At 66.9% G+C, this 14,813-nt stretch carries 16 protein-coding genes and 1 riboswitch; of the genes, 4 read left to right on the top strand and 12 right to left on the bottom strand.

The features are described from left to right. Nucleotides 1-10: 10 nt before the first annotated feature. Complete coding sequence (locus EJI00_RS20375; RefSeq protein ID WP_126749304.1) at nt 11-1,519, bottom strand: M20 family metallopeptidase; 1,509 nt, start codon at nt 1,517-1,519, stop codon at nt 11-13. A gap of 91 nt (nt 1,520-1,610) precedes the next feature. Here EJI00_RS20375 and EJI00_RS20380 point away from each other — a divergent pair, with 91 nt between their 5' ends. Beyond that, nucleotides 1,611-2,408 (top strand): DUF72 domain-containing protein, encoded by a 798-nt coding sequence (locus EJI00_RS20380; RefSeq protein ID WP_126749305.1) that lies wholly within the window; start codon nt 1,611-1,613, stop codon nt 2,406-2,408. A gap of 21 nt (nt 2,409-2,429) precedes the next feature. Here the strand turns inward: EJI00_RS20380 and EJI00_RS20385 are convergent, their stop codons facing one another. After that, entirely contained in the window at nt 2,430-2,948 is a 519-nt protein-coding gene (locus tag EJI00_RS20385) for a polymer-forming cytoskeletal protein (protein ID WP_126749306.1), read from the bottom strand. Between the two features lie 135 nt (nt 2,949-3,083). Here EJI00_RS20385 and EJI00_RS20390 point away from each other — a divergent pair, with 135 nt between their 5' ends. After that, the gene (locus EJI00_RS20390) at nt 3,084-4,007 is read left to right on the top strand and encodes an ion transporter (RefSeq protein WP_126749307.1); all 924 of its coding nucleotides are present in this window, start codon (nt 3,084-3,086) and stop codon (nt 4,005-4,007) included. On the opposite strand, the gene EJI00_RS20395 is transcribed toward EJI00_RS20390, so the two are convergent. The 4 genes from EJI00_RS20395 to EJI00_RS20410 all read right to left on the bottom strand — a co-directional run bounded on the left by EJI00_RS20395 (nt 3,952) and on the right by EJI00_RS20410 (nt 7,034). Beyond that, the gene (locus EJI00_RS20395; protein WP_126749308.1) at nt 3,952-4,542 is read right to left on the bottom strand and encodes an IMPACT family protein; all 591 of its coding nucleotides are present in this window, start codon (nt 4,540-4,542) and stop codon (nt 3,952-3,954) included. The genes EJI00_RS20390 and EJI00_RS20395 overlap by 56 nt on opposite strands. A gap of 37 nt (nt 4,543-4,579) precedes the next feature. Then, the gene (metW, locus tag EJI00_RS20400) at nt 4,580-5,167 is read right to left on the bottom strand and encodes a methionine biosynthesis protein MetW (RefSeq protein ID WP_126749309.1); all 588 of its coding nucleotides are present in this window, start codon (nt 5,165-5,167) and stop codon (nt 4,580-4,582) included. Then, entirely contained in the window at nt 5,164-6,342 is a 1,179-nt protein-coding gene (locus EJI00_RS20405; protein WP_126749310.1) for a homoserine O-acetyltransferase, read from the bottom strand. Before EJI00_RS20405 ends, metW begins: the two co-directional genes overlap by 4 nt. A 128-nt stretch (nt 6,343-6,470) precedes the next feature. Next, nucleotides 6,471-7,034: a TMEM165/GDT1 family protein gene (locus EJI00_RS20410; RefSeq protein WP_126749311.1), complete on the bottom strand. Its 564-nt coding sequence runs from the start codon at nt 7,032-7,034 to the stop codon at nt 6,471-6,473. A 32-nt stretch (nt 7,035-7,066) separates the two neighbouring features. Next, nucleotides 7,067-7,226, bottom strand: a riboswitch (yybP-ykoY riboswitch). A gap of 264 nt (nt 7,227-7,490) precedes the next feature. Between EJI00_RS20410 and EJI00_RS20415 the strand changes: the two genes are divergently transcribed. Then, nucleotides 7,491-8,072, top strand: a complete 582-nt coding sequence (locus tag EJI00_RS20415) for an RNA recognition motif domain-containing protein (protein WP_126749312.1) — start codon at nt 7,491-7,493, stop codon at nt 8,070-8,072. A gap of 102 nt (nt 8,073-8,174) precedes the next feature. On the opposite strand, the gene EJI00_RS20420 is transcribed toward EJI00_RS20415, so the two are convergent. The 4 genes from EJI00_RS20420 to EJI00_RS20435 are packed head-to-tail and all read right to left on the bottom strand — an operon-like array spanning nt 8,175 to nt 11,176. Then, a complete protein-coding gene (locus EJI00_RS20420; RefSeq protein ID WP_126749313.1) occupies nt 8,175-8,957 on the bottom strand; it encodes an SDR family oxidoreductase in 783 nt (260 codons plus the stop codon). Between the two features lie 31 nt (nt 8,958-8,988). Further along, nucleotides 8,989-9,633 (bottom strand): LPS export ABC transporter periplasmic protein LptC, encoded by a 645-nt coding sequence (gene lptC, locus EJI00_RS20425; RefSeq protein WP_126749314.1) that lies wholly within the window; start codon nt 9,631-9,633, stop codon nt 8,989-8,991. After that, a complete protein-coding gene (locus EJI00_RS20430; RefSeq protein WP_126749315.1) occupies nt 9,630-10,178 on the bottom strand; it encodes a KdsC family phosphatase in 549 nt (182 codons plus the stop codon). Before EJI00_RS20430 ends, lptC begins: the two co-directional genes overlap by 4 nt. Beyond that, nucleotides 10,178-11,176, bottom strand: coding sequence for an SIS domain-containing protein (locus EJI00_RS20435; protein ID WP_126749316.1), 999 nt, complete (start codon nt 11,174-11,176; stop codon nt 10,178-10,180). The genes EJI00_RS20430 and EJI00_RS20435 overlap by 1 nt, the downstream gene beginning before the upstream one ends. Before the next feature lie 87 nt (nt 11,177-11,263). On the opposite strand from EJI00_RS20435, the gene EJI00_RS20440 reads away from it, so the two are divergent. Further along, nucleotides 11,264-13,249, top strand: coding sequence for a monovalent cation:proton antiporter family protein (locus EJI00_RS20440; protein ID WP_126749317.1), 1,986 nt, complete (start codon nt 11,264-11,266; stop codon nt 13,247-13,249). A 41-nt stretch (nt 13,250-13,290) separates the two neighbouring features. On the opposite strand, the gene EJI00_RS20445 is transcribed toward EJI00_RS20440, so the two are convergent. Next, nucleotides 13,291-14,238 (bottom strand): zinc ribbon domain-containing protein, encoded by a 948-nt coding sequence (locus tag EJI00_RS20445; RefSeq protein WP_126749318.1) that lies wholly within the window; start codon nt 14,236-14,238, stop codon nt 13,291-13,293. Between the two features lie 87 nt (nt 14,239-14,325). Then, the gene (locus EJI00_RS20450) at nt 14,326-14,787 is read right to left on the bottom strand and encodes a Crp/Fnr family transcriptional regulator (protein WP_126749319.1); all 462 of its coding nucleotides are present in this window, start codon (nt 14,785-14,787) and stop codon (nt 14,326-14,328) included. Nucleotides 14,788-14,813: the final 26 nt, after the last annotated feature.

Here is a 14,813-nt window from a genome sequence, read left to right on the forward strand (position 1 = left end):
GCGGTACCGATCAAGCAGCCGGCTCCGCGGCGGCGGTGCGGTGCGCGGCCGGCAAGGCCGCAATCACTTCGGCCACGGCGGCCGTCAGCTTCTTGGCATAGGGCACATGCAGGAACTCGTTGGGGCCGTGCGCGTTGCTCTTCGGGCCGAGCACGCCGCAGACCATCATCTGCGCCTTGGGAAAGCCGGCGCTCAGCATGTTCATCAGCGGAATGGTGCCGCCTTGGCCGATGTAGCCGCACGACGCGCCGAAATGCGCCTGCGAAGCCTTGTTGAGCGCGTCCTCGAACCACGGCGTGATCGTCGGCGCGTTCCAGCCGGTAGCGCCGCCGCCGCTTTCGAAGGTGACACGCGCCTGGTAGGGCGCGTTGTCCTCGAGCAGCGCCTTCAGCTTCTGCACCGCCTCGGCCGCGTCGACCAGCGGCGGCAGGCGCAGCGAGAGCTTGAACGCGGTGTAGGGGCGCAGCACGTTGCCCGCATCCTTCAGCGCCGGAAAGCCTTCGGCGCCGGTGACCGACAGCGTGGGCTTCCAGGTGCGGTTGAGCAGCGCCTCGACCGGGTCGGTGGTGGTCGGCAGCGCGAACATGGTCGAGCCGCCGCAGTCGTAGTGCGCCCACGGAAAGCGCTTGTAGACCTCTTCGCCGAGGATGGCGGCGGTGGCCTTGGCCTGCGCCAGCCGGTCAGCCGGCACTTCGCAATGGAAGCTCGCGGGCAGCAGGCGGCCGGTGGCGCTGTCTTCGAGGCGGTCGAGCACCTGCCGCATGATGCGGAAGCTCGAAGGCACCAGGCCCGACGCATCGCCGGAGTGAATGCCCTCGGTCAGCACCTCGACCTTGAGCGTGCCGCTCGCCATGCCGCGCAGCGACGTGGTGAGCCACAGCTGGTCGTAGTTGCCGGCGCCGGAGTCGAGGCAGATCACCAGTTCCACATTGCCCAGCCGCGGGCGCAGCGCATCGACGTACGGCAGCAGGTCGTAGGAGCCGCTTTCCTCGCAGGTCTCGATGATGCCCACGATGCGCGGATGCGCCGCGCCCTGGTTCTTCAATGCCTGCAGCGCGGCGACGCTGGCGTAGACCGCGTAGCCGTCGTCGGCGCCGCCGCGGCCATAGAGCAGGCCATTCTCGTACTTGGGCGTCCAGGGGCCGAGGTCGTTGCGCCAGCCGGTGAATTCGGGTTGCTTGTCGAGGTGGCCGTACATCAGCACGGTCTCGCTCATGTCGGTGCCTGTGGCCCGCACTTCGAAGAACAGCACCGGCGTGCGGCCTTCGAGCCGCACGATCTCGAGCTTCAGGCCTTCGACCTTCTGCGCCTCGACCCAGGCCGCCGCATTGCGCAGCACCGTTTCCAGGTAGCCGTTGGCCGACCAGTCCTTGTCGAAGCCCGGCGACTTGGCGGGAATGGCGATGTAGTCGGTGAGTTGCCTGACGATGTCGCCGTCCCATTGGGCGGTGACATCGGAGAGAGCGCGCTCGGCGTCGAGCGTTCCGGCGGGCATTTCGCGGTGCAGGGGGGCGTTCATCGGTGGGTTCTCCGCGGGTGACGAAAAAAACGCATTTTGCGCCTCGTCGCGACCCCGCGTAGAGTGCGGCGTTCTCAACCCGGAGCGCAATGTGAGCAAGGCAACATCGACTCGGACCCAGGCGAATATCAAGGTGGGCATCGGCGGCTGGACCTACGAGCCCTGGCGGGACAACTTCTATCCCAAGGGGCTCGCGCACGCAAAGGAGCTGCGCTATGCGAGCCGCAAGGTCAGCGCCATCGAAATCAACGGTACTTACTACAGCACCTTCAAGCCGGAGACTTTTCGCAAGTGGCACGACGAGGTGCCCGACGACTTCATGTTCTCGATGAAAGCCTCGCGTTTTTCGACCAACCGCAAGGTGCTGGCCACCGCGGAAGACTCGATCAAGCGCTTCATCGACAGCGGCGTGAGTGAACTCGGCGACAAGCTCGGGCCGATCGTGTGGCAGTTCATGCCCACCAAGCAGTTCGATGCGGAAGACTTCGAGGCCTTTCTGGAGCTGCTGCCCAAGAAGGAGGGCAGCCGCGTGCTGCGCCACGTGATGGACGTGCGGCATGAGAGCTTCATCACGCCCGCCTACCGGGCACTCGCGAAGAAGCACAAGGTGTCGACCGTGTTCACCGACGCCGACAAGTTTCCGTCGTTCGAGGAGCCCGAAGGCGACTTCGCCTACGCGCGGCTCATGATGGCCGACGCCAAGCTCAAGACCGGTTATGCGCCGAAGGCGCTCGACAGCTGGGCCGAGCGCGCGCAGCAATGGGCCGGGTCGCCCAAGAAGCGCGACGTGTTCGTCTATTTCATCAACGGCGCCAAAGAAAAAGCACCGGCCGCGGCCGGTGCCTTGCTGGAGCGCCTGGGTTGGAAGCCGCCCGAAGAGGCGGCCTGACAGCTAGGAGTCAGATATGGATCAGGTGGCCGATTGCAGCGACTGCTTGGCGCCGAAGCTGATTTCGCCCGAGAGCTGGCCGCCTTCTTCGATCACGATCTTGCCGTAGCGGATCTTGCCGGTGACCTTGCCGGTCGAATGGATCACGAGCTTTTCGCGCACCGTGAGGCTGCCGTCGAAAATGCCGCGGATTTCGGCGATGTCGATTTCAGCCGAGCCCTTGAACTCGCCCTGTTCGGCAATCTGCATCAGGCGCGAGTCCATGGTGGCCTCGACCAGGCCTTCGACCACGAGCGTGTCGCAATCGGTGATCTCGACGCCCTTGAGCTTGATGTTGGGGCCGACGGTGAGCTTGCTGCCGCCTTCCTTGGCGACGGGAGCGGCCGCCGGAGCCAAGCCGCCTTGCTGTGCGCTGAGGGAAGAAGGGTTGACGGGCGAACCCGAGAGATTGGTACCCGAGCCCACCAGCGGCGCGGGGCGGGAGGTCAACGAGTCGGTGTCACGATCACGCTTGCCGAAAAATGGGGACTGTGTAGCCAAAGGGGAGCTCCTCAACAAAGGGGCTATCGTAAGAACCACTCCACGGCCTGCGGCACTTCATTGCGCAAGAAACGTAACTGAATAAATCCCCCGGCGTTGGACAATCCCCCTTTTCGTGACCTCCCGGCCCGCAAGATGACCCGAACGAACACCGCTCCCGCTGCCCGGACCCTGGCTATCTCCTCGACCATCGACGCGCGCTTCGACAAGCCGGCAAGCGGCTGGCGGCGCCGGCTGTTCACCGTGATCTTCGAGGCCGACACGCGTGCCGGCCTGCTCTTCGACCTGGCGCTGATCGCCGTCATCGTGACCAGCGTGCTGGTGGTCATTCTCGACAGCGTGCAATCGATCCGCGACCAGTGGCGGCCTCTGTTCAATGCGTTCGAATGGGGCTTCACCATTCTCTTCACGCTCGAATACATCGCGCGGCTCGCCTGCGTGAACAAGCCGATGCGCTATGCGCTGAGCTTCTACGGCGTGATCGACCTGCTCGCGCTGCTGCCAACGTACCTGGTGGCGTTTGCGCCAGAGCTCGCCTACCTCATCGATGTGCGCGTGCTGCGGCTTTTGCGGGTGTTCCGCATCTTCAAGCTGTCGCGCTACTCGGTGGAATACCGCGCGCTGGTCTCCGCCGTGGCCGCGAGCCGCCGGAAGATCACGGTGTTCGTGGGTTTCGTGATGCTGGTGGTGCTGGTGATGGGCACGCTGATGTACGTGGTGGAAGGCCCGGTGCACGGCTTCACCAGTATTCCGGTGGCGATCTATTGGGCGATCTCGACCATGGCCACGGTGGGCTTTGGCGACCTGGTACCCAAGACCGACCTTGGCCGCGCCATTGCGTCCGTGATGATGCTGGTGGGCTGGGGCGTGCTGGCGGTGCCGACCGGCATCGTCACCGCCGAGATGGCGCGCCGTGGCCCGGGCGACGATGAGGCCCCCGTGGTGCTCGCGCCGCGCGGCGTGCTGGCGATGGCCGCGCCCCCGGTGGTGCCCGCGCGGCGGCTTACGCCTGCGGCCAGACGGCGCGCCCTTGCGCAGCATCGTCGAGGCGGGCGATGAAGGCGCTGGCGTCGGGCTCGGGCAGCGTGAATGCGAATTCCACGGCGTCGCCGTGCCGCACGTCTGTAATGGAGGCGCCGCTCACAGCTGCAATCTCACGGCGCACGAGCCCTTCGAGCGCATAAGGCACGGTGCATTGCAGCAGCCGCTGGCGCACCAGCGGTACCAGCGTTGCGCCGACACAAGCCTGCGCAACCGCATCGGTGTAGGCCCGCACGAGCCCGCCCGCGCCCAGCTTGATGCCGCCGAAGTAGCGGACCACAGTGGCGAGCACGCCTTCGAGTTGCTGGTGCCGCAGCACCTCGAGCATCGGGCGTCCGGCGGTGCCGCCCGGCTCGCCGTCGTCGTTGGCCGCCGATTGGCCGCCTGCCATCAACGCCCAGCAGACATGCGCCGCGGCGGGGTGTTCATTGCGAAGCGCCGCCACCACGGCCAGCGCGGCGGCACGGTCGGCCACGGGCTGCACGCAACCGATGAAGCGGCTCTTCTTGACCAGCAGTTCGCTGTGCGCCGGTTGCGAGAGCGTGAAGCTCATGAGGCCGCCGTGTTCGCTTTTGCGTGGCGCAAAGCGCTCAGCGCTCCCGCTCGAACTTGAACACGGCCGTGCTCGCGCGCGCGTTGGGCAGCCAGCGCACGCTGCGGCCTTCCTGCACGCCGAAGGCATCGAGCACGCGCAGGCTGTTCTTTTGCGCCAGCACTTCGAAGTCCTTGAAGGTGCCGACCCGGATATTGGGCGTGTCGTACCACTGGTAAGGCAGGCGGCGCGTCACCGGCATGCGGCCGCGCGCAATGCTGATGCGGTTCGGCCAGTGGGCAAAGTTGGGAAACGCGACGATGCCGATGCGGCCCACGCGCGCGGTTTCGCGCAGCATGACCTCGGCATTGCGCAAATGTTGCAGCGTGTCGATCTGCAGCACCACGTCGAAGGTGGCGTCGTCGAACACCGCAAGGCCTTCGTCGAGGTTCAGCTGGATCACGTCGACGCCGCGGCGAATGCACTGCAGCACGTTGCCGTCGGCGATTTCCACGCCGTAGCCGGTGCAGCCGCGCTCGCGCTGCAGCAGGTCGAGCAGGGCGCCGTCGCCGCAGCCGAGGTCGAGCACGCGCGCGCCCGCGGGCACAAGGTTGGCGATGAGGCGCTGGGCTTCGATATCGCTCATTGGGCGGCACTCCCTTCAGCCTCGGTCTCGAGCGCCACGCGCTCGAAATAGGACCGCACCACACCCATGTAGCGCACATCGTCGAGCAGGAACGCGTCGTGCCCGTGCGGCGCGTCGATCTCGGCGTAGCTCACGTTGCGGCGGTTGTCGAGCAGCGCCTTCACCAGTTCGCGGCTGCGCGCGGGCGAAAAGCGCCAGTCGGTCTTGAAGCTCACGAGCAAAAACTTGGCGGTGGCCTTCGCAAGCGCAGCGCTGAGGTTGCCGCCGTGCGCGCGTGCCGGGTCGAAGTAGTCGAGCGCGCGAGTGATCAAAAGGTAGGTGTTGGCGTCGAAATATTCGCTGAACTTGTCGCCCTGGTAGCGCAGGTAGCTTTCGATCTGGAACTCGATTTCCTGCGTGGAATAGCGGTAGTCCAGCGTGGCCGCCTCGCCTTCCACCGCGCTGCGCAGGATGCGTCCGAACTTCTCGTTCATGACGTCGTCGCTCAGGTAGGTGATGTGGCCGATCATCCGCGCGATGCGCAGCCCCCTCTTGGGCACGACGCCGTGTTCGTAGAAGTGGCCGCCATGGAAGTCGGGGTCGGTCACGATCGCGCGGCGCGCGACTTCGTTGAAGGCGATGTTCTCGGCCGTGAGGTTGGGCGCACTGGCCACCACCACGGCGTGGCGCACGCGGTCCGGGTATTGCAGCGTCCACGACAGCGCCTGCATGCCGCCGAGGCTGCCGCCCATCACAGCCGCGAGCGTGCGGATGCCGAGCGCGTCGAGCAGCACGGCCTGGGCATCGACCCAGTCCTCGACCGTGACCACCGGAAAGTCTGCGCCGTAAATGCGCCCTGTGGCCGGGTTGGTGTGCATCGGACCCGTGGACCCGAAGCAGGAGCCGAGGTTGTTCACGCCGATCACGAAGAAGCGGTTGGTGTCGACAGGCTTGCCCGGGCCCACCATGTTGTCCCACCAGCCTTCGGACTTGGCCTGGCCTTCGTAGACGCCGGCGACGTGGTGCGAGGCATTGAGCGCATGGCACACCAGCACCGCGTTGCTGCGGTCGGCGTTCAGAGTGCCGTAGGTTTCGTAGGCGAGCGTGTAGCTGCCGAGCGACGCGCCGCTGCGCAGGGCCAGCGGGCCCGCGAACTGCATCGACTGCGCAGAGACGACCAAAGAAGTTGACGACATCAATAAAAAACCCGGCCTCGCCAAAAACGAGCCGGGTTGTTCGCCCACTGACTGTCTTTAGCTGAATTTATAAAGCGCCCGCAAGCTGAAGCAAATCGGCGCAGCCGGCAGTATATCGCTCTGCCGCATTACCAGCCGACGATCATCACGATGCCGAGCACGAGGAAGATCGCCGCAGAGATGCCGTGCACGAGCGTGATCGGCACCCGCTTCACCAGCTTGTCGCCCAGCCAGACCACGGGCGCATTGGCCAGCATCATGCCGAGCGTGGTGCCCGTGACCACCCAGATGTAGGCGTCGGTGAACCGGGCGGCGAGCATGACGGTGGCGATCTGGGTCTTGTCGCCCATTTCGGCCAGGAAGAACGCGATGAGCGTGGTGCCGAAGACGCCGTAGTGCGAGGCCGCGGGCGCGTCGTCTTCGTCGAGCTTGTCCGGAACCAGCATCCAGGCGGCCATGGCGATGAACGAGCCCCCCAGGATCCAGCGCAGCAGGTCGGGGCCGAGCCAATGGGTGATCCAGTTGCCGACGGCGCCGGCCAGGGCATGGTTGACGATGGTGGCAACGAAGATGCCGAGCACGATTGGCCAGGGTTTTCTGAAGCGGGCGGCCAGCAGGAGGGCCAGCAACTGGGTCTTGTCGCCCATTTCGGCGAGCGCGACCACGCCGGTTGCAACGAGAAAAGCTTCCATGAGGGCAGGGGTTCCTTGGGCCGAAGGACGCAATTGACCGTGCAACACCTTCGGCCAAATTCCCGAAGTTGCACGGTCAAAGGTCTCGCCAGGTGAATCACTGCGCGCGCCATGTCCCGTGTGGGGCAGGACAAGTCTGTTGACGCGGGCCCTTCTCGCGGTGGAAGGCGGCTACTCCCCAATGACGGAGCGGATTCTACCTGCGGCTTTGCGGCCCCTTCGGCGCCGTTCTTGTAAGCGGGCGCTAGCTTCTTTTAATTTTCGGAAGCCCTACAGCAAGCAGCAAATTCCTGCTTGCATTTCGTGTATTTCACCCATAATGCACGAGCCTCCCTCTTCATTTTGCCGGGGCGGCAGTTCGGTGATCGGTCAGTTTCGCGCGACTCGACAGCTCTTGGTTGAGTGATGCTTTCGGGACTCCATCGCTTTTCTTGATGTGTTTATAGGAGTCCCTTGATGGGCAACAAACTGTATGTCGGCAACCTGCCTTACTCGGTGCGCGACGGTGATCTCGAACAGGCTTTCGGACAATTCGGCTCGGTAACCAGCGCCAAGGTCATGATGGAACGCGACACGGGCCGCTCGAAGGGCTTCGGCTTCGTCGAGATGGGCAGCGACGCGGAAGCACAAGCAGCAATCAACGGCATGAACGGCCAGCCCCTGGGCGGCCGCAGCGTCGTCGTCAATGAAGCACGCCCAATGGAAGCACGTCCCCCGCGCAGCGGTGGTGGTGGAGGCTACGGCGGCGGCGGTGGTGGCTACGGCGGCGGCGGTGGTGGTTATGGCGGCGGTGGTGGCGGTGGCTACGGCGGCGGTGGTGGCGGCTATGGTGGTGGCGGCGGCGATCGCAGCGGCGGTGGCGGCCGTTCGGGCGGTGGCGGCGGCTACGGCGGCGGTGGTGGTGGCCGTAGTGGCGGCGGCGGCGGTGGTGGCGATGGCGGTTTCCGCAGCCCCTACGGCGCCGGTCCCCGTGGCGGCGGCGGTGGCCGCTCCGGCGGTGGTGGCGGTGGCTACGGCGGCGGGAACAGCGGCTACTGAGCCCTGCATTCCAGGCACACAGGCAAAAGGCTCCCGAGGGAGCCTTTTTCTTTGGCGCTCGCGAAGAATCCGCTCGCGCAGCCTTGCCGAGAGCCCTGCCGTTCAGCTTTCGCCGCTGCGCTTCTTGCGGGCCCGGCCCTGCACGGCGCGGTCGAGCACGGCGTTCGGCAGCATGCGCATGAGCTTGGCGACAACGCCCATCTGCCAGGGAATCACGCGGTAACTGGTGCCGGCCTCGATGGCGCGCAGCGCCTGGTCCGCAAAATCTTCGGCCTTCATGAGAAAGGGCATGCCGTACCGGTTGCCCTGGGTCAACGGCGTGTCGATGTAGCCGGGGCAGAGGGTGACGACCTTGACGCCGCTGCCATGCAGCTCGCCGCGCAAGCTCTCGCAGTACGCGACGACACCCGCCTTGCTGGCGCAATAAGCCCCGTGCCCCGGCAAGCCGCGTATGGCCGCGACGCTCGCGATGCCGACCAGCCGGCCGCTGCCGCGCTGCCTCATTGCCGCCACGAAAGGGTGAAAGGTGCCCATCAGGCCCACGTTGTTGGTGGCGAAGGTTCGCGCCATCACGTCAATGTCTTCACGTTCCGCCGTGTCGATGCCCACGCTGATGCCGGCGTTGGCAATGACTACATCGGGCAAGCCCTGGCGCTCGATGCATGCGGCGCCCGCGGCCAGGATGCTGTCGATCTGCGCCACGTCCGCGCTATAGATCCGGTAGGTGGCCGGATCAAGGTTGCGGGCGTTTGCCCAGGTTTCGATTTCCGCGGTGCGCCGCGCCACAAGGGCCAGCCGGTAGCCGGCTTCGTGGAAGCTGGCGGCCAGGGCCTGGCCGATGCCGCTCGACGCACCGGTGATGAAGACCAGCGGGGACGTAGTCATGGGTGCGGGCGGCTTCCGGTGATTTTTTTCTTCAGCGCGGCTTGCCGCCCGAGGCGGCTGCCGACGGAATCAGGACGCCGCGCACTCGCCCGGTCAGGTTGGCGACCCCGCTCAGGTTGTCGTAGTCGAGGTTGTCGGCGGTGAACTGGTCAGTGCCGCGAATGAGGGTGACGGGCTTGTTCGAGGTCACGCGTTCGGTGTCGAGAAAGGCATGCAGAAAGTCGCCGCGGAACTCGAGGCGCGGCGTGGCCTTGCCGTTGGGGCCGACGACCGGATCGCGAATCACGATGGCATTGCCGAAGAGCTGGATCTCGCTGCCGTCGGAATTCGACAGCCCGCGGTTGGCCGTGGCATGGGTCGTGTAGCCCTGCGGAGAGACGGAGCGCACGCGCACCTCGTCAACCTCGGTGGTGTCGGTGTCGGGGTAGTGACGGCCTTCCTTGCCGTGGAGTTCGCTGCGCAAGTCGCCGTTGGGCAGGTAGTTCTTGATGACGAAGCCGCGCATGAAATAGTCGGGCTCGTGGGTGGGCGCGGCCTTGACCGTGGGCTCGAGCAGCTTGGGCGCATTGCGCACCAGCCAGTAGGTGCCGAGCGCCACGGCCGCCGTCAGGATGATGGGCAGGTAGATGGTGGCGCGGTCGACCGCGTTGCGCAGCAGGTTCCAGGCGCGGCTCATTGCGTGGGACCTCGCGCAGCGTCGAGCAGGCGCCGGTACTGGCCGCAGGCGGTCAGCAGCACGTCGCAGAACTCGCGCGCCGCGCCTTCACCGCCGCGCGCCCGGGTGACGTAGTTGACGGCGTCGCGCACTTCCACGTGCGCGTTGGCTGGCGCCGCTGCAAAGCCGACGCGCGCCAGCACCGGCAGGTCGGGCCAGTCGTCGCCGATGGCGGCGGCCTGGTGCCAGCCGAAGCCCAGCTGTTCGAGCATGGCCTCGGCCGCGGGCAGCTTGTCTTCGGTGCCGTAGCGCACATGCTGGATGCCGAGTGCCTCGAGCCGCACGCGCAGCGGCTTGGAATCGCGTCCGGTAATCACCGCCGGCGTGATGCCCGCCAGGCGAAGCAGCTTGAGCCCGTAGCCGTCGAGGATGCTGAAGCGCTTGAGGGTTTCGCCGTGCTCGGTGAAGTACACACCGCCGTCGGTCAGCACGCCGTCGATGTCGAAGAAGGCCACCCGCACATCCTGCGCGGCCAGCAAGGTTTCAGCCTGGAAGTCGAGCGGCATCAGATGACCTTCGCGCGCATCAGGTCGTTGATGCTCAGCGCGCCGATCAAAAGCCCCACGGGGTCGACGATGAGCACGCTGGTGATGCGGTGTTCTTCCATCAGCTCGGCCGCCTCGACCGCCAGCGCATCGGCGCGCAGCGTGCGCGGGCCGGGGTGCATCACGTCGGCGGCGGTCAGGCCGCGCAGGTCGCCGCCGGTCTCCACCTGCCGGCGCAAGTCGCCGTCGGTGAAGATGCCGATGGCCCGGCCGTCGGCGTCGACCACCGCCGTGGCGCCCAGGCCCTTGGAGCTCATCTCGCGCATCAATTCGCTGAGCGTTGCGGTGGGGGCCACGCGCGGCACGTCGTCGCCCGAGCGCATCACGTCGCTCACATGGGTGAGCAGCTTGCGGCCCAGCGCACCGCCGGGGTGCGAGCGCGCGAAGTCTTCGGAGCCGAAACCGCGCGCGTCGAGCAGCGCCACCGCCAGCGCATCGCCCATTGCCATCTGGGCGGTGGTGCTTGCGGTGGGGGCCAGGTTGAGCGGGCAGGCTTCCTTGGCAACGCCGGCATCGATCACGATGTCGGCGTGGCGCGCCAAGGTGGAATCGGTGCGACCGGTCATGGCGATGAGGGGCACGCCCTGGCGCTTGACCACGGGGAGAATCACGGTAAGCTCGTCGACCTCGCCGCTGTTGGAGATGGCCAGCACCAGGTCGACCGACTTGATCATGCCGAGGTCGCCGTGGCTGGCCTCGGCCGGGTGGACGAACATGGCCGGCGTGCCGGTGGAGGCCAGGGTGGCGGCGATCTTGCGGCCGACGTGTCCGCTCTTGCCCATGCCCATCACGACCACGCGGCCGCGCACTTCGAGGACCTTGCGCACGGCTTCGACGAAGCTCGGGCCCACGCGCGACTTGAGGCCGAGTACGGCATCGGACTCGATGTCGAAGGTGGCACGGGCCCGCGCAAGGATGGCGTCGGCGTCGACCACGGGGGGCAGGGGAGCTGAACTCATCGGCGGATTTTACGGGGCGGCCGGCATCCGCCGTCATCGGGTGAAAGCGGCGCGCGCGGGGCATGGACATTGCTCTAGCATCCAGCCATGTCTTCGTTCGATCTCACGCTGTTGTATTTGCTTGCCGCGGTCATCGGCGTGGTGATCTGCCGCTCGCTGAAGCTGCCGCCGATGCTGGGCTATCTGTCGGCCGGCGTGCTGATCGGCCCCCATGCGTTGGCATTGGCGCAGAACTCCGAGGCCATCCGCCACTTGGGCGAGTTCGGCGTGGTGTTCCTGATGTTCGTCATCGGGCTGGAGTTCAGCCTGCCCAAGCTGCGCGCCATGCGCAAGCACGTGTTCGGCCTCGGCCTGCTGCAGGTGCTGCTGACGATGACCCTCGCCACCGCCGGCGCGCTCTTGATTGCCTCGCAGCTGCCACCGGCCTGGCGGCTCGGCTGGCAGACGGCGCTGGCCCTCTCGGGCGCGCTCACCATGAGCAGCACCGCCATCGTGGTCAAGCTGATGGCCGAGCGGCTCGAGCTCGAAAGCGAGCACGGCAAGCGGGTGATGGGCGTGCTGCTGTTCCAGGACTTGGCCGTGGTGCCGCTGCTGGTGCTCATTCCCGCGCTGGGCGCGCCGCCCGAAGCGCTGGCCAAGGCGCTCGGCTTCGCGACGGTGAAGGCCATCCTGCTGATCGGCGTGCTGCTTTATGGCGGGCCGCGCATCATGCGCTGGTGGCTCACGCTGGTGGCGCGGCGGCGCAGCGAGGAACTCTTCATCCTGAACGTGCTGCTGATCACGCTCGGCCTGGCCTGGCTCACCGAACTGGCCGGCCTGAGCCTGGCGCTGGGCGCCTTCATCGCCGGCATGCTGGTTTCCGAAACCGAATACAAACACCAGGTCGAAACCGACATCCGCCCGTTCCACGACGTGCTGCTGGGGCTCTTCTTCATCACGGTGGGCATGTCGCTCGACTGGCACATCGTGGTGGACCGCTGGGCGCTGGTGGGCGTGCTGCTGCTGATACCGCTGGCGTTCAAGCTGGTTCTGGTGACGGTGCTGGCACGGGTGCTGGGCGCCACCTCGGGCGTGTCGCTGCGCACCGGCCTCTACCTGGCGCAGGCGGGCGAGTTCGGCTTTGTGCTGCTGACGCTCGCACAGGAGCGCAGCCTGCTGCCGCCGTGGCTGGCCAACCCGGTGCTGGCGTCGATGGTGCTGTCGATGCTGGCCACGCCGTTCATCGTGATGTACACCAACGCGATCGTGCGCAAGCTGGTAGCGAGCGACTGGCTCCAGCAGTCGCTGCAGATGACGTCCATCGCGCGCAAGACCATCAACACCGCCAAGCACGTGATCATCTGCGGCTACGGGCGCTGCGGCCAGAACCTCGCGCGCATCCTGGAGCGCGAAGGCATTCCCTACATGGCGCTGGACCTGGACCCCGACCGCGTGCGGCAGGCAGCCGCGGCCGGCGATTCGGTGGTGTTCGGCGACGCGGCGCGACTGCAGGCGCTGATGGCGGCCGGCCTGGCCCGCGCCAGCGCCGTGGTCGTCACCTATCTCGACGTACCCGGCGCCATGAAGGTGCTGGCCAACACCCGCGCCCACGCGCCGCAGGTGCCGGTGATCGTGCGCACCCAGGACGACCACGACCTGGAAAAGCTGCAGGCGGCCGGTGCGACCGAGGTGGTGCCCGAGGCCATCGAGGGTTCGCTGATGCTCGCGAGCCATGCGCTGGCGCTTGTCGGCGTGCCGATGCGGCGCGTGATCCGCGTGGTGCAGGACCAGCGCGACGCACGCTACAACCTGCTGCGCGGCTACTTTCACGGGGCCGACGACGACAACGCCGACGAACTCGACCATGAGCGGCTCAACACCTTTACGCTCACGCCGGGTGCGCGCGCCGTCGGCCAGACGCTGGCGCGGATGGCGCTGGAAACACTGGGTGTGCGCGTTGCCGGCCTGCGCCGGCACGACGGCCAACCCCAGGTGCCCACCGACGACACGGTGCTGACGGACGGCGACACCCTGGTGCTGTCGGGCAAGCCGGCCGCATTGGCGGTCGCTATCGAGCGGCTGCAAAAAGGCTGAGAGTACGCGCCCGGCAGGGGCGGCCGCGGCTTTAAGCCCGCTCAGTTCACCAGCGTGGGATTGCGTTTTTCTTCTTCGATCCGCTGCTGACGGCGCACCGCCTCGCATTGCGCGTGCGGCTTGAATTCGGGCTTGAGGCACTGCGCAGCCATGCATTGCGCCTTCGCGATGAAATTGCGGTCGCCGCAGATGGATTGCGGATCGGTGGGCCCCGCGGCCGCGGGCTGCGGCGCGGGCGCGGCGGCCACTGCGGGTGCGGCCTCGGGCGCACTCGGCTGCGATGGTGCTGCCGGCGCCGGCTTGCGGGACTTGGCCGCGGATGGCGGCTTCGGCGTGGCGATGGTCGGCGTGGCCGGGGCTGCGGCGGCAAGTGCCGCATCTGCAGCAGCCGGGGGCTCAATGGGCGGCAATGCGAGCGGTGCCGCCTCGGAAGCTGGCGATGCAGGAGCAGGCGCCACGGCAGGTGCGGCAACAGGCGCGGCAGTCGACGCCGCTTCGGCCTGTTCGGCCGGCGTGCCTTTTCCGTAGCCGTACCAGCCGGCGACGATCATGAGCAGCCCGACGGCCAGCAGCACCAGCCACAGCAGGATGCCGCGCACACGCGGCGGCTTGCGCACTTCCGCGCCGACAGGGCGCGGCGTCCGAGGCCTCGAAGCCTTCTTGACCCTGGGCTCGCGCGGCGGCGAAGGCGGCCGCTTGGAGCGGCCCGCGCCGACGATGACGGTCTTCTCATCAGCCAGCGACCCGGCATGCGCGTAGGCGGCTTGAGAAGCGATCGGCAAGCTGCCGTCGAAAAGCCCACCGGGGATGGTGGGTGCGCGCAGTTGCGCGGGCGCCGTGGCGGCCCATTCGCGCTCCGACCGGCTTTCAGGGCCCGGGGGCGGCGCCATCGGCGCCGGTGCCGCAGGCGCCAGCTTTCCGCCGCAACTCCTGCAGAAATTCGCGCCCTCGCGGTTCTCCGCACTGCACACCGGACAGATCAAGGCCATGACGACTGACTTCTAGGGAAAACGATTTCAAAAACTGGCTGCGAAGAGCCGTCTGGGCCTGAATTGCCGAACCGACCCGATGGATGTTCAGGTCACCGCGACGCGCTTGGACCGGTGCCCCATGCGCTTGGCGATCACCGCGCCGAGCCCCATGGCGATTTCGAGGGCGAGGTTGGGTTGCCGGTTGGACATTTCCGCAAAGCGGATGGCCGTGAGGCGCCACACGCGGCCGGCGCCGGTCACCACCACGTTGGCCGAATGCGGCTCGCGCGAGAAGAACGAGCCTTCGCCCACCACCGATCCGGGCATGAGCACGGCCAGCTTCATCTGTTCCTTGCTGCTGACGCGATGCACGCTGATGGCGCCGCCTTCGAGGAAATACACCGAGCGGTCGTGGGTACCTTGTTCGATGAGAACGTCGCCAACGCCGGTATCGATGGGCTGCAGGTAGCCCGCCAGCGTTTCCCACTGCTGTACGTTGAGCGTCAACGCGAAGGCGTCGTTGCTGTTGTTGTCCGCGATGGCGCGGCTCAGGTTCTGGATGGACATGCTTTTCTCAACCCCCGCATCTGTGC

Origin of the sequence: Variovorax sp. DXTD-1 (assembly GCF_003984625.1) — a bacterium.
Lineage (GTDB): Bacteria > Pseudomonadota > Gammaproteobacteria > Burkholderiales > Burkholderiaceae_C > Variovorax.